This window comes from Siphonobacter sp. SORGH_AS_0500 (genome assembly GCF_031453245.1).
Taxonomy (GTDB): Bacteria; Bacteroidota; Bacteroidia; order Cytophagales; family Spirosomataceae; genus Siphonobacter.
This window is the reverse complement of the sequence record NZ_JAVIYT010000001.1, coordinates 2978364-3002322: the sequence shown is the minus strand read 5'-3', so window position 1 is coordinate 3002322 and position 23959 is coordinate 2978364. Positions and strand designations below refer to the sequence as shown.

Here is a 23959-nt window from a genome sequence, read left to right as displayed (position 1 = left end):
GCTTCCGGCCCGAATGCTTTTAAATATTGAATTTCTTGGCTCTATTTGTAAGTTAGGTAGCCTCGGAAAGGTTTACATTTGAAGGTACTTTCTGTAAAAAGCCCCAAACTCCCATCTCAATAAGCTTAAGACTAACCAGTTTTTATGAGAAAACCATTTTCCCTCATTGCATTACTTGTTTTTATAAGTACGGTCTGTGCCAGTGCTCAGCCCTCTGCTGAACCGTATGGCCCCCAAGCTTTGACTATTCTGGATGCCCGTAAGTTTCACTGGTCGCCCGATGGAAATGCTTACCTGAATTTTCAGGGAGGCGAGTTAGTTCAGACGGACGTTAAAACCGGAGCGAAAACTACGCTGGTAACAAAACAGCAATTAACTCCCGCTGGAGCGAGTGAGCCTCTGCGAGTGCAGGCCTTTGATTACTTGCCTACGCTTAAAAAATTATTGATCTACACCAATGGCAAGCGGGTGTGGCGTTATGCTACCCGTGGTGATTATTACCTGCTGGACATGGCGGGTAACTCCCTTAAGAAGCTGGGACAGTCGCTGCCCGAAAGCTCTCTGATGTTTGCGAAAATTTCGCCCGATGGTTCTCAGGTGGCCTATGTTTCCAAGCATAACCTTTATGTAGAGGATTTAAAGTCAGGAGCGATTAAGCCTTTGACGACTGACGGAACAGATCGGTTAATCAACGGGACGTTTGACTGGGTTTATGAAGAAGAACTGGATTGTCGCGACGGATTTCGCTGGTCGCCCGATAGCAAGCGAATTGCCTTCTGGACGGTAGATGCCCGTAAGATTCGTAATTTCCTGATGATGAATAATACGGACTCCACGTATTCTTTTAACGTTCCCGTAGAATATCCTAAAGCAGGAGAGAAGCCTTCTCCGACGTTTGTCAAAACGGTTGAAGTGGCAACGGGTAAGATTACACCCATCCAGATTCCCGGCGAGCCGGATAACAACCTGTTACCCCGCATGGAGTGGATTCCTGGAAGTTCGGAGTTATTAATCCAGCAACTCAATCGTCGTCAGCAGGAGAGTACCTTATACGTAGCGGACGGAACCACTGGAGCGGCGAAAGTGATTAATAAAGAAACCGACGATGCCTGGGTAGATGTTCGGAGTAACTGGTCAGAAAGTGAAGTGACGAACTGGCACTGGCTCGCGGGTAACAAAGAGTTTTTATACCTAAGCGAAAAAGGCGGCTGGCGTCAGTTATATAAAGTGACGAAAGAGGGTAAAGAAACGTTGCTTTCAAAAGAACCTTATGACATTATTAACGTCTATGCAGTCGATGAAAAAAATGGGTATGTGTACTTTGCAGCTTCCCCTACGAATGCAACTCAGCAATATTTATACCGTCTGAAACTGAATGGAAAAGGAAATGCGGAACGCTTAACGCCAGCAAAATACGCAGGGACGAACGATTACGAGATCTCTCCGAACGGTTTATGGGCTAGTCATTCGTTTTCTTCAGCAAATATTCAGCCTACTGGGGGTTTTATCTCCCTGCCTACGCATAAGCCAGCCGATGGGAAAACTGAGCCTGAGTTGAAAGCGGGTCGAATGAAAGTAGAATTTTTCCAGGTAAAAACATCCGAAGGAACCGTTATGGATGGCTGGATGGTGAAACCTGCCAACTTCGATTCTACGAAGAAATATCCCGTTGTCTTTTACGTGTATGGCGAACCTGCTTCGGCGACGGTAGTCGATCGTTTTGGCTCGGGTTACAATCGTCTGTTCCAGGGAAATATGGCCGATCAGGGCTACATCTATATTTCGCTGGATAACCGCGGAACTCCTGCTCCGAAAGGTCGGGCTTGGCGGAAAGCGATTTACCGTAACAACGGAATCGTGAACACCAAAGACCAGGGACTGGCTACGCAGGAAATTGTAAAATGGCCATTTATCGATAAAAATCGCGTAGCCATCTGGGGCTGGAGCGGCGGTGGCATGTCTACGTTAAATGCTCTCATGCAGTATCCTGATTTGTACCAGACGGGCATTGCTATTGCGGCTATTTCGGATCTGCACTTGTATGATAACATCTACGAAGAGCGGTACATGGGTATTCCTTCGGAAGCTCAGGCTGACTATGCCAAGGGATCACCGATCAGTCACGTTAAAAACCTGAAAGGAAACCTGTTGTACATCCACGGAACGGGTGACGATAACGTGCATTACCAAAACGCGGAAGTGCTGATTAACCATTTGATCAAGGCAGGTAAGCTGTTTAGTCTGATGATTTATCCGAATCGCAGTCACAGCATCTCCGAAGGTGAAGGAACGTCTCAGCACTTGTCAAAAACCTATACGGACTTCTTGCTGAAGAACTGCCCTCCGGGAGCAAAGTAAGCGTATTGCATTCTACCAGGAATCGCTTAGATTTGGCAACGCTTCGGCGTTGCCATTTTTATTTCTTACCTTCTTAAGCCGCAATGCAATGAGTACGAGTGAACCTTTTGGTTATGAAGCAATCTTGAAAGATACCCAGGACTCTGGCTTTACGATGGCCTCCGAGCCACTGACGGGTTCTTTGCTTCGGACGCTGGCTGCCACCAAACCCGGTGGGAAATTTCTGGAATTAGGCACGGGTACGGGATTATCTACCAGTTGGATTCTCGCCGGAATGGATGCGGCATCGACATTGATTTCGGTTGATAATGATCCTAAATTTCTGGAGATTGCGGAACGTCACCTTCACAGTGATGAGCGACTTACACTGGTACGAGCCGATGCGGGAGGATGGCTGGAAGCGAATGCGGAGGAGTCATTCGACTATATCTTTGCGGATACCTGGCACGGGAAATACCTGTTACTGGACGAAACACTGGCTCTATTGAAACCGGGTGGTTTATACATCATCGATGACTTATTACCGCAACCCAACTGGCCCGAAGGACACGATATCAAGGCACATTTATTAAAAGAACGCCTCCTTTCAGAACCCCAACTCTGGATTACCCAACAAGACTGGGCCACGGGTATTATGATTGGGGTGAAAAAATAAGTCTAGTTGTTAGTTTTCAGTTTATAGTTGTCAGTTAGCGTTCGAATACTAGTGAGTGTTAATAAAGACATCCATCATAACTGAAAACTAACAACTAAAAACTGAAAACTATTATGCCTCTTTCTCATATAGACGAAAATGCGAACCCTACGATGGTGGATGTGGGGGATAAGCTGATTACCCGCCGGACGGCTACGGCCCGGAGTCTGGTTTTATTACCCCCAGCCGTGCTGGAAGCTTTGCAGGATGGTGAAATTAAAACCAAGAAAGGCCCTGTGTTTCATACCGCCATCATTGCCGGAACGATGGGGGCGAAGAAGACTTCGGAACTAATCCCCTTCTGTCATCCGCTGGGACTGGATTCCTGTAAGTTCAAAATTGAAGTCATGGGTAATCAGGTGCAAATTGATTGTACCTGTGCTCTGGAAGCCAAAACCGGGGTAGAAATGGAAGCCCTGACGGGAGCCTCTATCGCCGCTCTGACGATTTATGACATGTGCAAAGCTTTATCTCACGATATCGTTATTCAGGAAACCCGATTACTCACCAAAACAGGCGGAAAATCTGATTTTCAGTCGAAATAGATTGTTTGAGGAGGTTTGAATGGTTTGAAATCGTTTGATTTTCTGAAAAACCATAGCCCTAAAGGGGTTCAATACGAATAGCCCCGGATGTAATCCGGGGTTTCTTGCAATATCCTATATGTTACTCTTCCCCGGATTACATCCGGGGCTACCCATATTAAACCCCGCTGGGGTTATTAAAAGCTGGGGTTATTAAAAAACGATCAAACCTTCTCAAATTAACCCAAGTCAAAGTGAAATGAAGCAATTACCGCCGCTTTGGGGATTGGTGCTGGCTGGGGGGCAAAGTTCCCGCATGGGGCAGGACAAGGCCTGGTTGAGTTACCACGACATGCCTCAGTGGCAGTATGTACAGAAGCTGTTACAAAAGGTTTGTGAGCGGGTATATCTTTCCATGAATCCTTCTCAACCATCCGTTTCGGGCGAGTTAGTAATCACCGATCAATACGCGGAGCAGGGGCCAATGGGCGGGTTAATGTCCGCCATAGGAACCAATTCTGAAGTGGCCTGGTTAGTAATGGCGGTAGATATGCCTGTCGTAACCGAAGAAACCTTACGTTTTTTGTCGACTCATCGGAACCCTGCATGTGCGGCAACGGTTTATAGAACTTCTGATAATCAGATAGAACCATTATTGGCCATTTATGAGCCGTCTAGTTTTTCATCGATTCATACTTTATTTGAAAAAAAAGCATTAAGCTTGCAGAAATTTCTAGGGACATCAGACGTTACTTTCCTGAGTCCGCCCAAGCCCTCAGAGTTAATCAGTATAGATACCCCCGAAGCCTACCGATACTGGAATAAGCATTAAGCTTTCTCTTCAGATTCTCCGCTAAGGTTTGCAATCCCATAGATTACGATTGGAACAGTTTCAGGAATTTTTAAACAAGTATCTTCCAGGAAACGACTGGCTCAATTTTTTAGGATTCTTTGTTATCCTTGCTACTGGAACGCTCTTTCGCCGTTTTATGGGCAAAAAGCTGAGTCAGATCACCTTCGGAATCGTTCGAAGGGTATCCCGGGAAAATGAAGTAACGGTTCAGGAGTTTGTTACTTTATTGGGGCGACCTCTGGAATATGTCTTTTTGCTGGTCATTGCTTTTTTTGCCTTTGATCTCATCCATATCCCTACCCAGTGGGAGCTGGCTCATCCAACGGAATTTGGCCTTCGCCTTATTTTTCTCAGAGGATACAAAAGTTTACTCATTCTGGCCCTAACGTGGGTTCTGATTCGTTTTGTGAAGTTTCTGGCGATTGTTTTTACCCGTCGGGCAGAACGAACGGACACGAAAATGGATGATCAGCTGGTGCCTTTTCTAACAGACATCATCATTGCATTGATCGTCATTGTGGCGGGGCTGATTATAACGGGCAAGGTATTTAATATTGACGTTGCCACGTTAATCACCGGATTGGGAATTGGCGGTATCGCTATTGCTTTGGCGGCCCGCGAAACGCTGGAAAACCTGCTTGCGTCGTTTACCATTTTTATGGACGGCTCATTCGTAGTAGGAGACGCCGTACAGATCGGGACGATGACAGGCGATGTAGAAAAAATAGGTTTCCGCAGTACGCGTATACGTACGGTAGATGGCAGTCTGGTAACCGTACCCAATCGTCTGATTGTCTCACAGGTATTAGAAAACCTTACTCAGCGTGAATTCCGACGGGCCAAGTATACGATCCGGCTGGATTTAAGTACCTCTTCCGAACGGTTAAGAGCGGTGATTTCTGATATTCAGGACGCAATTGACGTTCATGAATTTACAAAAAACAAACCTGGTGTCATACGTTTTGATGCCTTCGGCGATCAGTCCTTCGACGTACTGATTATCTATTTTGTAGAAACCCGGGACATTCGCACGTTTAACCGAATCAAGGAAGAAATTAATTTCAAGATTATGCAAATCGTTTTAACCCATAAAGTTCGCTTTGCCAATCCTATCAGTACCGTTTATTTAAAAAACGATTTTATCAATAACTCTGGCGATAACTCGCTGTAACAAAAAAGTTTAGGTTGAGATATTGACAAAATGCTTTCGTCCGTTTTACCTTTGCAACTCATTCACCAATGCGACGCATCTCCAGACGCTGGTACGCTCTCCTTCCCCAATCGTTGTAGTAGCTTTTACCCTTCTGTGAATGAATCAAAAACAACTCAAGCATTTTTTCTATTTCACCCCACCATATTAATTTTCTATTCCGGCACGGCCGCGATTGATACGTTATTTTCATGTATACATCAGAAGAGCTGAGTTTGCGGCTGCTGTCAGAATTGAGGGCAATCGCAAGGGAGTTGAGTATATCTAATCCCACCCAATTGTCCAAATCTGATCTCATTGCTAAAATTCTAGAAAGACAGGTCGAACAGAAAAAGCCTGCCAGTACCACTCATATGCCAGCAGCCTCCGATAAACCCCGGGCTCGGCGTACGCGGAAAGTGGCCGAAGAACAGGAGGTAACTCCCGCTCCGGTAGCCCAGCCCGTCGTTGCTGAATCACCCGTAGTTGAAACTCCTGCGGCTCCGGTTGAACCCGTTTCAACTGAAAATCAGGATAATCGACACAAACGTACCCGCATTCGTCGCGGTAACTCAGACGAGAAAATCCCAGAAGCTTCTACTTCCACTCTGGAAGCTGCGGAAGAACAGAAAAATCAGCAAGATTCGGCTTTTGAGCCCATTGATGAAATGGAAATTCCGGCTGAATTAGCGAATGATTTTTCTTTAGACGAGGCGTATCAGGCCACTATGGAAGTAATGCCTGAGCCTCAGACGGCCGCCGTTCAGGCTCCTAATCCTGAAACGGGTGCACGTCCGAACAATCGGGAAAACCGTGAACCTCGTGACCGGGAAGGACGTACCGATGAAAATGGACAGCCTTTACAGCCCAATCCTCGCTCGCAGCAAATGCAGCAGCAGGTGAAGCGTAACTATAACCAACACATTCGGGAGTTCGACGGATTAATTGAAAACGAAGGAGTTCTGGAAATTATGTCAGACGGAGGATACGGCTTTTTGCGTTCCGCTGATTATAACTACCTGGCTTCTCCCGATGATATTTATGTATCTCCTTCTCAGATTAAATTATTTGGTCTGAAAACGGGAGACACCGTTCGGGGAGCGATTCGTCCTCCCAAAGAAGGGGAGAAGTATTTTGCCCTGTTACGAGTGGAATCCGTTAACGGAAAAACCACCGAAGAGATTCGGGACCGTATTCCTTTTGAATACTTAACTCCCTTATTCCCAACGGAAAAATTAAATCTGTTTACCTCGGGTCGCGAAAACTCTACCCGTATCCTTGATCTGTTTGCTCCCATTGGGAAAGGTCAGCGGGGGATGATCGTAGCTCAGCCTAAAACGGGTAAAACGGTATTACTGAAAGAAATTGCCAATGCCATTGCCCGTAACCACCCCGAAGTGTTCTTGTTGATCCTGCTGATTGACGAACGCCCGGAAGAGGTAACGGATATGCAGCGAAGTGTAAAGGCGGAGGTTATTTCCTCTACTTTCGATGAGCAGGCCGATCGCCACGTGAAAGTATCGAGCATGGTACTGGAAAAAGCCAAACGTATGGTAGAATGCGGTCACGATGTCGTTATTCTGCTGGATTCTATTACTCGTCTGGCTCGTGCGTATAATACGGTCGTTCCATCTTCGGGTAAAATCCTGTCGGGTGGGGTAGATGCCAACGCTCTTCATAAACCCAAACGCTTCTTCGGTGCAGCTCGTAATGTGGAGAACGGAGGTTCATTAACTATTATCGCTACTGCTCTAATCGAAACGGGAAGCCGGATGGATGAGGTGATCTTTGAGGAATTCAAAGGTACGGGTAACATGGAACTTCAGTTGGATCGGAAACTCTCGAATCGTCGGATTTTCCCAGCTATCGATGTTCCTGCTTCCGGTACTCGTCGCGAGGATCTGCTTATGGATCCCGAAACGCTCAAACGAGTATGGATCTTACGCAAATATATGTCCGATATGAATTCCGTAGAATCAATGGAATTCCTGCTGGAAAAAATGCGGGGAACCCGTTCAAACGAAGAGTTCTTACTCTCAATGAATCGATAATACTAGCGTTTGAGTGTTTGATTTCGTTTAAGAAAAGTTTAAAGAGGTTTTAGTGATTAAAACATTTTCAAACCTTACGAAACGAAATCAAACGTTCAAATGTAGAAAAGAGCCTTACCTACAGGTGAGGCTCTTTTTTTATAACCTTTTCGGGTAAGCCTGAGTTATTATTATAGGCATATTTAACAAATGGCTTCGTTAGTGAACAAACAGAAGTACATTTGTAAATGTCGACGAATTCTTAAGTGTTTTCGAACTAATCTTCCATTCGTTCGCTCAGAACTTTTCATTTTATCTAACGATTTGTTATGTCAACCGTCAAAACGCTGACTTGGTTAGTGCTAATCAGCTGGATTGCAGGAGGGGCTTATTGGCACGTTTGCCAGATTAAACAATTGTGTGATGGAAATCCAGAACCAGTAGTGGTAAGCGAAGAGGTTTCTTCTACTGAATTTGATATACCGGCCCTTGATATCCAAGACGCTAATTCTTTTCATGTAACTTCCATACACAATCTGGGTTTTGCTCGTTCAAGAGGTGGGGTTTCTACGGAGGCGGTCCAGCCTCAGTTACAATCGCTGGCGGTTTATCTGAAAGCTAATCCCAGGAAAACAGTGAAATTGGTTGGGTATTATGCCAGTGACGAGGAAAATAACACGGCCTTCCAATCCTTGGGATTAGCCCGGGCTGATGCGATTAAGCAATACTTTTTGAAGTTAGGAGTTCCTGATAAACAGGTATTGACCGAAGCCGAACAACGGGCCTTAGCCTTCAGTCCGGCGGACTCATCCTATGGAGCAGGCTTTGTCTTTTCGGGAACAGCTGAAGTGGCAGAAACGCTAACGGAAGAAAAGCTAACGGAAACGACTCCGCCGACCTCCACTGCTACTTCCTTCGAAGTCCCCAAAGGACAAACGGAAGAGGAACTAGCCGCTGCGGCTACGTATGAAAGCATTTTCCGGCCCATGGAGTTATATTTCCCGCTGAGTAGTAATCAATTCATTCGAACGAAAGATAACGAGACGTTTTTTAATGAAGTAAAGAAATACCTGAAACAGAACCCTAATAAACGCCTGATATTAACCGGGCATACGGACAGTGAAGGGCCAGATGACTCGAATTTGAGACTATCTAAAAGTCGGGCAGAGGCAGTGAAGCGACAGTTTGTCAGAAAGGGAATAAAACCTGATCAGATTATTACGATTGGAAAAGGAGAGACGCAGCCGCTGGCAGACAATACGTTACCCGCAGGCCGAAAGGCTAATCGTCGGGTAACGATGGCGATCGACGAACAGAAGATGTAACAGAATTTCTCGGAAATAAGTATTGATATGTACGAACATTTTAATCCCATGCATCTGGAAAGTGCCTGGTTACAACACCTGATTTTTCTGGGAGGAGCCGGCATTCTGGGGTATATCATTGGCTATCTGAACGGGAAGACGACCCTCAATAAGCTAAAGGCAAGTTTAAGTAATCTGGAGTTTCATCTGAATCAGTGCGAGCAGGGTTTGTACGTGCCGCCGCAGCCGAAAGCCATTCATCCGGCTACCCCTTTTGCCGAGCCCATCGTAGCTCCGCCCGCTGAAGAGGCAGCTCAGCCGATGGCGACTACTGTAATTCCGAATGAGGAAGACGACCTGAAAAAGATTGAAGGCATTGGTCCCAAAGTAGAGAAGCTATTGCATGAGGCGGGTATCAAAACTTTTGCTCAGCTAGCAGCGGCGGAACCTTCCCACGTGATGTCCATTTTGCGGGCTTCTGGCGGTTCCCGTTTCCAGGTTCAGGAATCCAGTAGCTGGGCTAAACAGGCGAAACTGGCTCAGGAAGGAAAATGGGAACAGCTAAAAGCGTTACAGCAGGAGATAACCCAGAAGGGGTAATAAGGACGTAAGACTTGCATTGAAGAATGCTATTCAAGCTTAGAAAATCATGGTATTAATACAATCGTTAAGTCAAAACATACCCATTGCTGTGCTGGAAGCCGTTGCCATCATGACTTTGGTGGCGGGTATTGGCTGGATCTTAGGCCGCCGTTCCATGAATCATCAGATTGATACGATTCAAATGGAAATCGCTACCAAACAGGTGGAGCTGGAAATGTGTCGTCAGGGCAAACCGAAACCATTCAGACAGGACAAGACAACCAAGCCGTTTCATGCCAGAGCCTTTTGCGGTGCCGCAACCCGACTCTGTCATTCCTTCGGAACCCGAAGTAATCAAAGAACCGACCATCGAGATACCTCTGGATATTGCTACTTTTGAAGGCATTCCAGGACTTACTTCCGCCATTGCAGCTCCGGTTATTCTGGATGAACCCGATGATCTGAAGGTTATTGAGGGGATTGGTCCTAAAATTGAACAAATCCTGAATGTCAACGGAATTATTAGCTTCAAAAGTCTGGCCACTACCTCCGTTGACCACATCAGAGGGTTATTAAAAGCCGAAGGTCCCCGTTTTGAAAACCGGGACCCTTCTACCTGGCCGGAGCAGGCTCAACTGGCTGCCGAAGGCCGCTGGGTGGAATTAAAAGAATGGCAGGATGAATTAAGTAAAGGGCAGCGGAGTTAATGAATAGCAGACTGTTGAAAAACAGTTAGGATGAACGTTTCATTTTTCAATTATCATTATGACTGAAAGTAGTAAAACCTTTCTCTATCAATACCTTAACAACCCTTCACCAACGGGTTTCGAAGCCTCCGGACAACGCATTTGGCTGGATTACATCAAACCTTACATTGACGAATACATCGTTGATACCTACGGTACGGTGGTGGGGGTAATCAACCCGGGCCAGCCTTACAAAGTAGTAATCGAAGCTCACTCCGATGAGATTTCCTGGTTTGTGAATTACATCTCAGACGATGGTTACATCTACGTTCGCCGCAACGGCGGTTCTGATGCGGTCATTGCTCCTTCCAAGCGGGTGAATATTCACACGAAAAAAGGAATCGTTAAAGGCATTTTTGGCTGGCCTGCTATTCACGTACGTGACCTGGCAAAAGACACGGCTCCGAAAGTAACCGACCTGACGATTGATTGTGGGGCTACGAAAAAGGAACTGGAAGAAAAAGGCGTTCATGTGGGTTGCGTCATCACCTTTGAAGACGAGTTAACCGAGTTAAATGATCGCTATTTTGTTGGTCGTGCTCTGGATAACCGCGTGGGCGGTTTCATGATTGCAGAAGTAGCTCGTTTGCTAAAAGAAAATCAGGTGACATTGCCTTATACCTTGTACGTAGTCAATGCCGTTCAGGAAGAAATTGGCTTACGTGGAGCTGAAATGATTGCCCGCCGTCTGAAAGCTGATGTGGCTATCTGTACGGATGTAACGCACGATACTACTTCGCCGCGATACGATAAAAAAGAGCAGGGCGATTTACGCTGCGGTGGCGGTCCGGTGTTATGCTATGGGCCAGCGGTGCAAAATAACCTGCTGGATTTTCTCATTGGTGTAGCCGAAGAAAAAGAGATTGCCTTCCAGCGTCAGGCGGTAAGCCGCTCGACGGGCACGGATACGGACTCGTTTGCTTATGCGGCCGAAGGAACTGCTTCTGCGTTAATCTCCCTTCCGCTGAAGTACATGCACACTACGGTTGAAACCGTGAGTAAGCAGGACGTTCAGGCCGTGATTACTCTGATGTATGAAACCCTGTTAAAGCTCGAAAGCGGTCAGGATTTTAGATATTTAAGCTAACACAGGCAACGAAATAAACAGTATAGGGGTCGTAAGTGGGAACGCTTACGACCTTTTTGCGTAAGTATGCTAAATAAGCATAGGAAATGAACTTTGCTTCAGGAATCCCGATTGTAGAATAGATTCCCCTTCATTCCATTACCCCCATGAAAAAGCGAATACTGAATCGATTTATTAACTACTTCATTCGAGGACTTTTACTCATTGCTCCCCTGTTTTTTACGGGCTACATCCTGTATCAGGCTTTTTTGTATCTGGATGGATTAATTCCAGTGGGCATTGGTACGGGTAAAGAGCAGATTCGGCTTTGGGGAGTAGGAATGGTAATCGTTCTGGCTATTGTCTTTCTCGTTGGTTTTCTGGGATCTACCTTTATCCTTATACCTATTTTCAATGTTTTTGAGGAAATCATTGATCGTCTACCCTTGGTTCGAATTATTTATTCTTCCCTGAAAGATCTAACCTCAGCCTTTGTAGGCGATAAGAAGAAATTCAATCAGCCCGTGTTGGTAAAGATGGATGCCCATTCGGAGTTATACCGGATTGGTTTTCTAACCCAGACAGATTTAACAGATTGGGAATTGCCCGGTTCGGTCGCGGTATATTTTCCCCAGTCGTATGCGTTTTCCGGCCATTTGTTTATTGTTCCGAAAGAAAATGTAAAGCCTGTGAATGTAAGTGCTACGGAAGTAATGAAGTTTATTGTCTCGGGTGGCGTTACTTTGCATTAATCTTTACGACAAATTTGGTGTCAATCGTAGGAATGATTTTGTTCAGGAAAAGCCCAAACCCTCTGGCTGAAAGCATACTTTTCCTCGAAACCAGACGTTTTTTGGGTTGCATGTTACTTTTGTTACTGAAAGCTATGAAATGGATTATACTCCTTCTGACCACCTTTTCTGCTACGGCTTTATGGGCTCAGAGTCCTTCTACGGAAGAATTATTACGGAAAGCGAACCCAAGTATGGGTCGGGCTTTAACGGCCCATCAATCGGTGAAATACATTGCCGTTGATTATCCCGGAGGGAGAAAGCGTTTTTTCGCGGGCGACGAGATTGTCTTCAAAGCCAAAGGGCAGAGTGGAAAAATCCGTGATAATATTTTTGCCGTTACCGACTCTACCGTCGTCTTCGCTGATTTTAGTGAAATTACCAATCAGAATGAATTCGTAGAGTACCGGCTCGATCAGATTCGTAAAGTTTATTTCATGAATGGAAGCGGGCTGGCGGTTCAGGCGGGTTATCTATTACCCATCGCCGGAGCTCTTTATTTTGTCATGGATTTCTTCAGTCCTGTCTGGAATCAGGAGTTCAAGGGAGCTCCTTTGCAGTTGAAAACCTCTACTGCCATCGTTTCGGGCGGTTTGTTCGGTTTGGGAGCTTTGTGTTTTAAATCCACTCATAAGGCCTTGAAAATCGGTAATCGCAATCGCTTAAGAATTCTAAAAACGATGTAGACCAGGATTAATGGGGGCTCTTGGTACGTCAATAAATTTAAATTTCGGCCAAAACTCAAAACGGTTATAAAGTAAAACCCCGGAAAAAGAATAATTTTGCGGCTGGTTGTTATTGCGTGCATATTATTCTTCTGTACTGTCTTGAAAAAGCTCCTCCTCCATAAAGTTACCAAACCTTTTCAGGTTGACATTTTATTACCTGCTTCCAAATCCGAATCGAATCGTGCTCAAATCCTGAACGCGTTAGCGGGTGGTAAGGGCTTGCTCACGAACCTTTCCGAAGCTCGTGATACACAAACCATGCAACGCTTACTGATCCTGGATGGACCAGTAGCCGACGTACTCGATGCGGGAACGACCATGCGTTTCCTAACGGCTTATTACGCCGTGCTAGGCAAGAAAAAGATCATGACGGGGACTGCCCGGATGCAGGAACGCCCGATTGGAATTCTGGTAGATGCCCTGCGGGAATTGGGAGCTGATATTACGTATCAGAAAAATGAAGGCTACCCACCGCTGGAGCTGAACGGATTCAAATTTTCCGGCAAGAAGGATTTAACCATGCGGGGCGACGTGAGCAGCCAGTTTATCTCAGCGATACTGATGATTGCTCCCACCTTACCTGAAGGGTTAACCATTCATTTGACGGGTAACCTGGGTTCGATACCTTACATTGAAATGACCATCCAGCAAATGCGTCAGTTTGGAGCAGAGGTAACGGCAGACTGGGAAAACCGCAGCATTCGTGTAGAAGCAAAACCTTACGCAACCTGCGATTATGCCATTGAATCCGATTGGTCGGGAGCAAGTTACTGGTATAGTCTGGTAGCGTTAGGACCCGAAGGCTCAGAAGTAGAGCTATTGGGATTAAAAGAAAATTCACTTCAGGGAGACTCGGCCATTGTTGACATTATGCGTCAACTGGGGGTAGAAAGCACCTTCACTGGTCGTGGGTTTAAACTGACACAAATTCCAGCAAGTGATCATCTGGAGTGGGATTTTACGCATTGTCCTGATCTGGCTCAAACGGTTTCGGTGGTAGCGGCCATGAAAGGAGTGCCTGCGATTTTTACCGGCATTGAAAGTCTGAAAGTAAAAGAAACGGATCGGGTGTTAGCAATTCAGCTGGAGCTTCAAAAATTCGGAGCCGATCTGGTGGAAGTAACGCCAAATGAAAAATATCAGATTCAGGTAGGGGAAAGTACCGATTGGAATAAGCCCGAAACGATTATTCATACGTATGAAGACCACCGGATGGCTATGGCTTTTGCTCCCATCGCCATGCGAACAGACCTGATTATAGATGATGCGTCAGTGGTCGCCAAATCTTATCCTCGGTTTTGGGATGACCTCTCCAAAATCATCGAAATTTCCTAATTTGAAGACGAGACCCGATCATTAATATCGGGTCTCGTCTTTTTTAGAGATAAGATGATGGAAGGTCCTAACCGATCAAGAGCAGTGTCGACGTTTATACGCTAGGTTATTTAAGAAAGTAAATTAAAAACGATAGTATAAGACTCATTAGTTAACATATCCACTAGTAGTAACAAAAGACTTTAATTGTTTCTGAGGGACAATAAGTAGTGTGAAAGTATATAAGAATATGACAATTGAGCGTTTAAAAGGCAAATCGTTTGAAGCACTTTCTTTCTATAAAATCATCCAGTAAAATCTATGTTATTGAGTATTTACGTATATAAATTCTTAACCACGTATATAAATGTTAATTCGAAATCTAATGAATAGATTTTTTTATTTGAATAGAATTTATTGGGTAGGATAGTAGTATTTATCCGGTAAATTATGATTTAACGCTCATAGAAGGCTATGGATTAGTTAATTGATGGAATTTAAGATACTAATTTTATGTATTTATATTTATGAGTATTTTGACTTAAAAAACGCAGGTAACTTAAAAAAATATCGAATTGTTGGCTTGCGTTATGGTAAGTACCATAAAAATGTGCTATTTTAGCTGACAGTAAAACCGCCATTTCATAATTTCCTTGAAAAACGTATGCTTTCAGAAAACGTTACACAGCCACTCTTGTCCTACATCCGCAGATATGTGGAGCTGTCTCAAGAAGATGTAGATGCCATCAACTCTGCGTACCAAACTCGACCCTTCAAAAAAGGTGATTTTTTCATTCATCAGGGGGACCACATTGATGAGGTTGCCTTTGTGATTGAAGGAGTAATGCGAGTGTACCGCACCGACAAAGGAAAAGAAGTAACTCTATTCCTTCGAGACGAAAATTCTTTTGTGACGAGTGTAACCGGTTATTCTACTCACCGTCTCAGCCCTTATTCGGTTCAGGCTCTGGAAGATTCTACTTTACTGGTGATGACGAGCGAAGATCGGGCAACCCTTTTTGAAGAATCGCAAGCCTATCAGCGTTTTTCAATGATGATGCTGGAACGTACCGTTCAGGACATGGAAGGCCGTATTGATTCTCAAATTGCTGACAATGCTGCTGATCGTTATTTACGTTTATTGCAGGATCACCCCTCGTTAATTCAGCGGGTTCCTCAGTATCATTTGGCTTCTTATTTGGGTGTAACGCCCGAATCATTAAGCCGTTTGCGGAAATATCTTTAGTAGTAGGTTCATAATCGAACTTTTTCTACGCAAATTAGGGACATGAAGCCTATTCAAAAGGGCCATGTCCCTAATTCTTTTTATACCGAAATACTAGCCGGTATCACGAGCTTTCTGGCTACCGCCTATATCATTGTAGTGAATCCTTCGGTATTATCTCTTTCCGGAATGCCCTTTTCCGGCGTGTTAACCGCTACCGTTCTGGTATGTTTTTTCTGTAGTCTGATGATGGGACTGTATGCCAAAAGTCCTTACGTGGTTGCACCGGGCATGGGGCTTAATGCCTTCTTCACATATACCGTCGTGCAGGGAATGAATGTACCTTATACAACGGCCCTGGGAGCCGTTTTCTGGGCGGGGATTTTCTTTTTAATCATCTCTATTTTTAACGTTCGGGTGGTGTTAATTAAAGCCATTCCTAAATCTTTGCGTTATGGCATTGCCGCAGGTATCGGGCTCTTCATTACCCTTATTGGGCTAATCAATGCCAAATTTGTCGTAGCAAACCCGGCTACCATTATCAGTATAGGTACGTTAAACCCGGCGGTAATCATTTTCATTATTGGTCTGTTAAGTACCCTGGTCTTCATTCAGAAAAAAGTAAACGGCGGCATTTTATGGGGGATCGTTCTTACGACATTCATTGCATTAATTCCTGGCAGATTATACGAAAGTGAGCGACTGATTAACTGGAAAGGTGTTTTTGCTGCCCCGGATTTTAGTCTGATCTTTCAACTGGATATTTGGGGCTCTTTAACGTGGGCGATGGCTCCGGTCATTTTTGCCTTCGTTTTTACGGATCTTTTTGATAGCCTCAGTACATTCATCGGATTAGCCGAAGCCACGGGCCGACTCGACGAAGAAGGGGAGCCTTTAGCCATCAAAGAATCGCTGTTAACCGATGCCGTGGCGACGACCCTGGCGGGATTAGTTGGGAGTAGTCCGGGAACGGCTTACATTGAATCGGCTGTAGGCATTGAAGCGGGGGGACGAACAGGGCTTACCGCCGTTACGGCTGCCTCTTGCTTTTTACCCTGCCTTTTTCTCTCACCTCTCTTAAGCATGGTACCCTCCTTTGCAACGGCACCAGCTCTGGTCGTGGTAGGCGTATTTATGATGAAAACGGTAATACGCATTCCTTGGGACGAATGGGAAGAAGCCGTCCCTGCTTTTCTGGCTATGGTCTTAATCCCTTTCAGCTATAGCATTACTCAGGGAATCATTTGGGGCTTTCTAAGTTATGGAGCCCTGAAACTAGCTTCTGGTAAGTTTCGGCAGTTACCTTTGGCCTTCTGGCTGATTATTGGCTTGTGTCTGGCCGCTTTACTGAATGAATAAGTAATAAAAATGAAAAAGATTTTTGGAATTCTATGGATTCTTTTAGGCCTGACCTCAGGACTGAGAGCACAATTGACCTATTCCACCACGCCCGATCAAACGAGTGGCTTTCCCAGGAAAACCAGCAATTACACCGCCATTATGGGAGCATTCGCAGATGAGGTGGAGGTTTTGAAAAAAGAGATCAAAGGTCGTAAAGAGAAAAAAATTGAAGGACTAACTTTCTATACAGGACAATTGGAAGGCAAGAAAGTGGTGTTGGTGCAGGGAGGAATTGGTAAGGTTAATGCCGCTCTGACTACTACTTTATTGTTGGAACATTTTAGACCTCAACAGGTATTGTTCACCGGAATTGCGGGAGGGTTGAATCCCGATTATCATCCCGGAGATATTGTCATTGCGACTCAGGTGGCTCACCACGATTATGGACGTTATCTGAATGAAGGAATGCAACAGCGACCAACGCGGAACCCCTATAACTTCAAAGAAAATCCAGTTTATTTTCAGTCAGATTCTGCTTTATTACTCGTGACGGGCCTCGTGGTTCCGAAGGTAAAACTGGAGTCGATTGGCGATTACAAGCCGCTCATCCACACAGGGATTGTCGTAACCGGAGATGTGTTTATGGCTTCTGATTCCGCCAGTCTGAACATTCGTAGAACCATGAAAGCCGATGCCATTGAAATGGAAGGGGCAGCCGTTAGCCAGATTTGTTACCAGCAAAAAGTGCCTTTTTTAATCATTCGAAGTTTGTCAGATAATGCCAATCATTCCGCTTCGGTAGATATGCATAAATTCGGACCAATTGCGGCTCGCAACTCAGCTACGCTGGTAAAAGCACTGGTACAGCGGCTAAAATAGGGCCGTAAGTACGGATTCTATTCAAAAAAAGTCTACTTCTCCCACCTTCTGTTAGTTTTGCAGTTCGGAAAGAACGTTGAAATAGAAGATTGAGTTTTCGGTGAATCTACTATTCGAAAGAGTTACTTACTAATGATTGTACATCAGGATCTTTATACGTTTGTTCGGGATATCTTCCTTGCCATGGGTTGTCCTGAGAACGACGCTACGCTGGCTGCCGACGTATTGGTATCAGCCGATTTACGCGGAATTGATTCCCATGGCGTTGCCCGTTTGTCCGGTTATGTCCGATTAATGGATCTGGGCCGCCTGAATCCCAAACCTACGATCCGTATGGTCCACGAAACGCCCTCCACGGCGGTAATCGACGGAGATGCCGGGTTAGGATTGGTGGTAGCCCCCAAAGCCATGGGAATAGCGATGGAAAAGGCCGACAAAGTTGGTACGGGCTGGGTAGCGGTTCGAAACTCCAACCACTTTGGAATTGCCGCATATCACGCTTCGCTTGCCCTGAAAAATGACATGATTGGCTGGTCCATGACACACGCGGGGCCTTTGGTTACGCCGACTTTTTCCAAAGAAAGATTATTGGGAACAAACCCGATTTGCGTAGCTATGCCCGCTCAGGAAGAGCCACCCTTTGTACTCGACATGGCTACCACAACGGCAGCTTATGGCAAACTCGAAATTCTGCAACGCAAAAATCTGGAAACACCCACGGGGTGGGTTCAGGATGCGGAGGGTAACCCCACTACCGATGCCAACGCCGTTCGAAAAGGCGGAGCTCTGCTCCCTTTGGGGGGAGATCGCGAGCATGGCAGTCATAAAGGATATGGACTAGGAGCAATGGTCGATTTGTTTTCGGGAGTATTGTCGGGAGCAAATTATGGCCCCTGGGTTCCGCCCTTTGCAACGGCAGGGTTTATGTCTGCCGACGAAGGCGTAGGCATTGGCACCGGGCATTTTCTGGGAGCCATGCGGGTAGATGCTTTTCGGCCCGCCGATGAATTTAAAAAACACATGGATCAATGGATCCGCCGCTTCCGCAGTGCCGAAGGACTCAAGGGAGAGCAGGTATTAATTCCGGGAGATCCAGAACGATGGATGGAAGCTAAGCGGAAAGAAGAAGGAATTCCGGTATTAGCTCCGGTAATTGCTGATTTAAAAACGCTGGGCGAACGTTTTCACGTTAAGTTTCCAAACGAATAAATCTGTTTTTTCGTTATCATCAACCACAACACGTTATTGAACAAACCCCATGATTCAGAATAAATATATAAAATACGCTATTATTCTGGTTTCTATTCTGATTCCTATTGTTACGTTTTACTTCTGGCAGATTTTTTATACGTCTAATTTAAATGTGAAAGGGAAGCGGGATTTTTACCTGTTAATTCCCACCAAATCAGCCAATTTTGAAACCGTTGTAGATTCGCTGGAAGCGAATAAAATGGTGCATGATGTGATGTACTTCAGATTTCTTTCCAAGCTTCTGAAGTATCCTGAGCACGTGAAGCCCGGCCGTTATAAAATCAAACCTAACGCCGGAAACTATGAGGTAATAAAAGCCCTCCGTTCGGGTAATCAGACTGCGGTTAAACTGACTTTCAATAACGTACGGTTGAAGCAGGAGCTGGTAGAAAAAGTAGCCGGAAAGTTTGAATTTGATTCAACTGAGTTTAAACGAATGTTAAACGATCCAGAGGTTGCCAAATTCTACGGCTTTACCCCCGAAACAATCGTAGGGATGTTTTTACCTAATACCTACGATGTATACTGGAATACCACGCCTCAGAAATTACTGGGACGTATGAAATCAGAATACGATAAATTCTGGACAGCCGAACGGAAGGCAAAAGCAAAGGCTCTAAATCTAACCCAGGATGAAGTCATAACGCTGGCTAGTATTGTAGAGGCTGAAACGAAAAAGAAGGATGAAAAACCACGGGTAGCGGGAGTTTACCTGAATCACCTGGCGGCGAATGAACCCCTCAGAGCTGACCCAACCGTGATTTTTGCGATTGGTGATTTTGGTATTAAACGATTGCTGCACAATCAGTTACTGTACCAGTCGCCCTATAACACATACATTAACAAGGGCCTGCCTCCGGGACCTATTAACATTCCAGAGTCATCGTCCATTGATGCCGTTCTGAACCGCGAAAAGCACGATTACATGTACTTTTGTGCAAGTCCGAAACTGAATGGCTATCACATTTTTGCGGTAACGTATCAGGAGCATTTAAAGAATGCTAAAGATTATCAGGAAGCATTAAATCAGTTAGGAATTAAAAAATAAAAGACGATAGAGCATCAGATCCGGTAAAAGGAATGGTGCTCTTTTTGCTAATGAAGTATGCGTTTTTTTCAACACGAACATACCTACCGGGTTTGTTATGCCGATACCGACCAGATGGGATACATGTATTATGGTAATTACGCCCGTTTGTACGAAATTGGTAGGGTAGAAGCCCTCAGAAGCCTGGGTTTTCCATATAAAAAGCTGGAGGAATCAGGGATTATGATGCCGGTTTATGAAATGAAAACCCGGTATCTGAAACCCGCCCGTTACGACGAGGTAATTACCATTCGAACGAGTATCAAGCAGCGTCCAGCCGCTCGTATCGTTTTTTATTTCGAATTAATGAATCAGGAAGGAGTGCTTTTGAATACTGGAGAAGTTACTCTTGTTTTTGTAAACATGCAAACCAATCGTCCCGTACTGGCACCAGCTGAATTATTGGTAAGACTACAGCCTTCTTTATCAGAATGAGGGCTTTAAGTTTTGATGCATAAAGGTAACTGATGGCTAAAACTTACTCAAGATCCCGAACTTTTCAGAGGCGAATAAAAACCTGGCTTCGAGGTGTAAGAGTTCGTAAAAGAAACTTTTCACTGTATCACTTATTACAGGTCTTACTGGCAAACGTACTGCAATTTGACATTGATCAGCGGGCCACTGCCGTAGCCTATAGCTTTACTCTGGCTATTTTTCCGGCTATCATTTTCCTTTTTACCCTGATTCCCTACATTCCCATTGCTAATCTGGATGACCAGATTATGACTATTCTTTCGGATGCCATGCCTCGGGGAATCTACCGGGAAGTAGAGCCTACCATTCGGGATATCGTAAGCCGGAGAAGAAGTGGGGTATTGTCATTCGGTTTTATTTTCGCCTTATTCTCGGCAACGAATGGAATGATTGCTCTCATGCGTTCATTCAACATCACCCAACGCACGCACGATGAGCGGGGCTTTATCAAAACGCGTCTCGTTTCTATCTTACTCACGTTTCTTTTGGTACTAGTATTACTGGTTGCGATTGGCGTACTGATTATTGGCCGACTGGTGGTAGATGAGCTGGTAGAGAAGCGAATCATCAATGTAGATTCTACCTACATGTATGCCGAAGGGCTGAGTTACCTGACCGTTTTCATTCTACTATTCGTTGCGGTCTCCGTTATTTATTACATTGCTCCAGCTTTGCATCGTCGCTGGCGGTTCTTTAATACGGGTTCTATTATTGCTTCAGTACTGATCATTCTTATTACACAGGGTTTTTCTTATTATATTTCCAACTTTGCCAGCTATAACCGGCTATACGGTGCTGTGGGTACTTTGATAGCCCTGATGATCTGGCTATATCTAGTTGCCTTGGGCCTGATTCTCGGTTTTGAAATTAACCAGAGTCTGGATGATGCAACGCAGAAGAAAGAGGAAGAAATAAAGGATTTATAAGAGACGATGATTCATTACCCTTTAGTATCTATCATTTGCCTTTGTTATAACCACGGACGTTTTGTTGCGGAGTGTTTAACGTCCGTTTTTAATCAGTCTTACCCTGCTATTGAATGTATTATTGTTGATGATTGCAGCACCGATACCAGCGTTCCTATTATTCAGAACCTATTACGAACTCAGGATCAATTAATTACGAATAGGCAAAACCTAGGTATTTGTAAGAGTTTTAATAAAGGGCTACAGCTCGCCAAAGGAAAATATATTGTTGATTTGGCAGCAGATGATTATTTATTACCAGAAACGATTAGGCAACAGGTAAGCTATTTTGAAACGCTTTCTGAGGAATACGGAGCCATTTTTGGCGAGGCCATCCTGGTTAATGAAGCCGGTAATAAAATAGGAACCTGGTATAAAAGAGATGAAGGGGGGCAGTTGATCCAGTCCGTTCCTCAGGGCGATGTTTTTGCTGCCGTTTTAGCTGGCACACCCATTTTAACGGTTACGGCTATGACGAGAAAAGTCGTGTATGATGCTCTAAACGGCTATGACGAATCGTTATTATATGAGGATTTTGATTTTTTGGTTAGGGCATCTCGTCATTGGAAATATGCTTTCAAAGATGAGTATTGGGTGAATTATCGTCAGGTAGCAGGATCGCAATCGCGTAATCAGCAGACCCGAAGGGCCAAGCAATTGGAGTCTACCTTTATGGTGTGCAAGAAAGCGGCTGCTATGATTAGAACCCCCGAGGAAGAAACAGCGTTATTATGGCGATTAAAACAGGGAATAAAGCAATGTTTTTATCTCGAACATTACTCGCTTGTTAGGAAATATGCGACCTTGCACGAATCTCTGAAACCACTTAGTGCGTCTTATCGGGCCATCCTCTGGGCCTGCCAACTAAGAGTTCCTTTTTATCAAATCTATCGCGGATATCAGAAAATCCGACGATAATAGAATTGTAAAGCCATGCCAGCTGAATTAATAAGTATACATCCCGTAAACCCCGAACCCCGAAAGATTGCTCGGGTGTTAGAGGTATTGAGACAGGGCGGAATTGTAATTTATCCCACCGATACGGTCTATGGAATGGGTGGGGATATCCACAATGCCCGAACCGTTGAGCGGATCGCTCAGGTGAAGGGTATTAAGCCCGAAAAAAGCGATTTTTCGATTATCTGTAATGACCTGAGCCATATTACGGACTATGCCAAAGTATCGGATCTTGCTTTTAAAACAATGAAGAAGATACTTCCAGGGCCTTATACCTTTGTCCTGCCGGCCAGTAACAAACTTCCAAGATCCCTGAATCCCCGCAAGAAAACCATTGGCATTCGGGTACCGGATCATGCCATTACCCGGGAGATTGTTAGTCAGTTGGGTAACCCGATCATTACTACTTCGATTAAACTGGAGGATGATTTCATGGAGTATCCTACTGACCCCGAAGAAATTTTCCACCAGTTTCAGCATAAGGTTGACCTCATTATCGATGGAGGACCGGGAGGACTTATTCCTTCTACCATCCTGGATGCTACTTCTGACGACATTGAAATCATCCGGGAAGGTTTAGGTGAATGGGAGGAGTAATGAATGCCTAAGCATTAAAAAAGCCTGATCTAGCTAGATCAGGCTTTTTTAATGCTTAGGCAAGAACCATTTCGTCTTCCGAAGGGTGAGTGGTCCGCTTATGTTTCCATCGTTTATGTGACCAGAGCCAGAGAGCGGGTTGTTCGATCAGGGTGTTTTCCAGCCAGCGAATGTACACTTCGGTTAAGGCACCTGAAGAAATATCTTGATAGGAAGGTTCTGCCACTAATTCCAGATGAAAGGAATAATAACCCCGGCGAATCTTCGTAACTTTTCCAAAGACGATAGGGGTATTAAATTTTCGGGCTAGTTTTTCGGTTCCGTTAAAAAAATCAGTTTCCTGATGGAAGAAAGTGGACCAATAGGCCGAATCCGGATGATGGGGAGCCTGATCAGCCAGTGTTCCAATGACCCTGGGTTCTTTCCTACGACTAACCATATCTCGTAGAATATTATACATAGAAACGGGCTTAATGCCGAAACGAGATCGGATGGCGAGCATAAACTTTTCGAAGAAATCATTCGACAGAGGCTTATAAATGACATCCGCTGGTATACCATCACTGGCGATGCTCAAGGATACCCATTCCCAATTCATCTGGTGGCCCAGCATGGTGAACACCGTCTTTTTTTCTTCATTCACTAACCGATGGAGAATCTCGGAATTTTCTAATTTCATTCGACGCTGGATTTCCTCCTGGGTAATCGTCAGCGTTTTAACGGTTTCTACTATGAAGTCGCAGAAATTCTGAAAAAACTCCCTGGCGATTTTTTCACGCTCCTGTTCTGATTTGTTGGGAAATGCAGCCGCAAGATTGGATAAAACTACCTGTTTCCGATAGCCGAAGATGTAATAGATAAAGAAGAAAAGGACATCCGAAAAAAGATAGAGTATCTTAAAGGGTATGCGGGATATAACTCGGAATAATACCATTTATGTAATCATAATAAATTCAAAAACTCATTAGGCTTGTCTATATAACTACAAAAGTTAAAAAATAATT

24 protein-coding genes are annotated in these 23959 nt (G+C 44.8%); 23 read left to right on the top strand and 1 reads right to left on the bottom strand.

The genetic code is table 11. The features are described 5' to 3' along the window. Nucleotides 1-144: 144 nt before the first annotated feature. The 23 genes from QE357_RS12725 (at nucleotide 145) to QE357_RS12615 (ending at nucleotide 22955) form a co-directional block, all read left to right on the top strand. Nucleotides 145-2358, top strand: a complete 2214-nt coding sequence (locus QE357_RS12725; protein WP_309707931.1) for a DPP IV N-terminal domain-containing protein — start codon at nucleotides 145-147, stop codon at nucleotides 2356-2358. A gap of 88 nt (nucleotides 2359-2446) precedes the next feature. Continuing rightward, nucleotides 2447-3013, top strand: coding sequence for a class I SAM-dependent methyltransferase (locus QE357_RS12720; RefSeq protein WP_309707929.1), 567 nt, complete (start codon nucleotides 2447-2449; stop codon nucleotides 3011-3013). Between the two features lie 113 nt (nucleotides 3014-3126). After that, entirely contained in the window at nucleotides 3127-3597 is a 471-nt protein-coding gene (gene moaC, locus QE357_RS12715) for a cyclic pyranopterin monophosphate synthase MoaC (protein ID WP_106637852.1), read from the top strand. Nucleotides 3598-3835: 238 nt separating this feature from the next. Further along, entirely contained in the window at nucleotides 3836-4408 is a 573-nt protein-coding gene (locus tag QE357_RS12710; RefSeq protein WP_106637853.1) for an NTP transferase domain-containing protein, read from the top strand. Between the two features lie 49 nt (nucleotides 4409-4457). Next, nucleotides 4458-5600: a mechanosensitive ion channel family protein gene (locus QE357_RS12705; RefSeq protein ID WP_309707924.1), complete on the top strand. Its 1143-nt coding sequence runs from the start codon at nucleotides 4458-4460 to the stop codon at nucleotides 5598-5600. A gap of 230 nt (nucleotides 5601-5830) precedes the next feature. Beyond that, the gene (rho, locus tag QE357_RS12700; RefSeq protein WP_106637855.1) at nucleotides 5831-7669 is read left to right on the top strand and encodes a transcription termination factor Rho; all 1839 of its coding nucleotides are present in this window, start codon (nucleotides 5831-5833) and stop codon (nucleotides 7667-7669) included. Nucleotides 7670-7977: 308 nt separating this feature from the next. Further along, nucleotides 7978-8973: an OmpA family protein gene (locus tag QE357_RS12695; protein ID WP_106637856.1), complete on the top strand. Its 996-nt coding sequence runs from the start codon at nucleotides 7978-7980 to the stop codon at nucleotides 8971-8973. A 27-nt stretch (nucleotides 8974-9000) separates the two neighbouring features. Beyond that, the gene (locus QE357_RS12690; protein ID WP_106637857.1) at nucleotides 9001-9552 is read left to right on the top strand and encodes a helix-hairpin-helix domain-containing protein; all 552 of its coding nucleotides are present in this window, start codon (nucleotides 9001-9003) and stop codon (nucleotides 9550-9552) included. Nucleotides 9553-9601: 49 nt separating this feature from the next. Next, nucleotides 9602-9934 (top strand): hypothetical protein, encoded by a 333-nt coding sequence (locus QE357_RS12685; RefSeq protein WP_309707911.1) that lies wholly within the window; start codon nucleotides 9602-9604, stop codon nucleotides 9932-9934. Beyond that, a complete protein-coding gene (locus tag QE357_RS12680; protein WP_309707908.1) occupies nucleotides 9828-10241 on the top strand; it encodes a hypothetical protein in 414 nt (137 codons plus the stop codon). Before QE357_RS12685 ends, QE357_RS12680 begins: the two co-directional genes overlap by 107 nt. Nucleotides 10242-10299: 58 nt before the next feature. Next, nucleotides 10300-11367, top strand: coding sequence for a M20/M25/M40 family metallo-hydrolase (locus QE357_RS12675; protein ID WP_309707906.1), 1068 nt, complete (start codon nucleotides 10300-10302; stop codon nucleotides 11365-11367). Between the two features lie 146 nt (nucleotides 11368-11513). Then, the gene (locus tag QE357_RS12670; protein ID WP_106637859.1) at nucleotides 11514-12098 is read left to right on the top strand and encodes a DUF502 domain-containing protein; all 585 of its coding nucleotides are present in this window, start codon (nucleotides 11514-11516) and stop codon (nucleotides 12096-12098) included. Nucleotides 12099-12232: 134 nt separating this feature from the next. Then, complete coding sequence (locus QE357_RS12665) at nucleotides 12233-12823, top strand: hypothetical protein (RefSeq protein ID WP_157830421.1); 591 nt, start codon at nucleotides 12233-12235, stop codon at nucleotides 12821-12823. Between the two features lie 141 nt (nucleotides 12824-12964). Then, nucleotides 12965-14200: a 3-phosphoshikimate 1-carboxyvinyltransferase gene (locus tag QE357_RS12660; RefSeq protein WP_309707902.1), complete on the top strand. Its 1236-nt coding sequence runs from the start codon at nucleotides 12965-12967 to the stop codon at nucleotides 14198-14200. 643 nt (nucleotides 14201-14843) lie between these two features. Next, entirely contained in the window at nucleotides 14844-15425 is a 582-nt protein-coding gene (locus QE357_RS12655) for a Crp/Fnr family transcriptional regulator (protein WP_106637861.1), read from the top strand. A gap of 42 nt (nucleotides 15426-15467) precedes the next feature. Then, a complete protein-coding gene (locus tag QE357_RS12650) occupies nucleotides 15468-16763 on the top strand; it encodes an NCS2 family permease (protein ID WP_309707899.1) in 1296 nt (431 codons plus the stop codon). Nucleotides 16764-16772: 9 nt separating this feature from the next. Continuing rightward, nucleotides 16773-17624 carry a 5'-methylthioadenosine/adenosylhomocysteine nucleosidase gene (locus QE357_RS12645; protein WP_106637863.1) on the top strand — a complete coding sequence of 284 codons (852 nt, stop codon included), beginning with the start codon at nucleotides 16773-16775 and terminating at the stop codon, nucleotides 17622-17624. A gap of 132 nt (nucleotides 17625-17756) precedes the next feature. Beyond that, nucleotides 17757-18833 (top strand): Ldh family oxidoreductase, encoded by a 1077-nt coding sequence (locus tag QE357_RS12640; protein ID WP_309707894.1) that lies wholly within the window; start codon nucleotides 17757-17759, stop codon nucleotides 18831-18833. 49 nt (nucleotides 18834-18882) lie between these two features. Further along, nucleotides 18883-19923: an endolytic transglycosylase MltG gene (gene mltG / locus QE357_RS12635; protein WP_309707892.1), complete on the top strand. Its 1041-nt coding sequence runs from the start codon at nucleotides 18883-18885 to the stop codon at nucleotides 19921-19923. A 57-nt stretch (nucleotides 19924-19980) separates the two neighbouring features. Next, the gene (locus QE357_RS12630) at nucleotides 19981-20397 is read left to right on the top strand and encodes a thioesterase family protein (protein WP_106637866.1); all 417 of its coding nucleotides are present in this window, start codon (nucleotides 19981-19983) and stop codon (nucleotides 20395-20397) included. 32 nt (nucleotides 20398-20429) lie between these two features. Further along, nucleotides 20430-21362, top strand: a complete 933-nt coding sequence (locus QE357_RS12625; RefSeq protein WP_106637867.1) for a YihY/virulence factor BrkB family protein — start codon at nucleotides 20430-20432, stop codon at nucleotides 21360-21362. Between the two features lie 6 nt (nucleotides 21363-21368). Then, nucleotides 21369-22319: a glycosyltransferase gene (locus QE357_RS12620; RefSeq protein WP_309707889.1), complete on the top strand. Its 951-nt coding sequence runs from the start codon at nucleotides 21369-21371 to the stop codon at nucleotides 22317-22319. A gap of 15 nt (nucleotides 22320-22334) precedes the next feature. Then, nucleotides 22335-22955 (top strand): L-threonylcarbamoyladenylate synthase, encoded by a 621-nt coding sequence (locus QE357_RS12615; protein ID WP_106637869.1) that lies wholly within the window; start codon nucleotides 22335-22337, stop codon nucleotides 22953-22955. Between the two features lie 55 nt (nucleotides 22956-23010). Here QE357_RS12615 and QE357_RS12610 read toward each other — a convergent pair whose 3' ends face one another. Beyond that, on the bottom strand, nucleotides 23011-23889 hold the full coding sequence (locus tag QE357_RS12610) for a lysophospholipid acyltransferase family protein (RefSeq protein WP_309707883.1): 879 nt from the start codon (nucleotides 23887-23889) through the stop codon (nucleotides 23011-23013). Nucleotides 23890-23959: the final 70 nt, after the last annotated feature.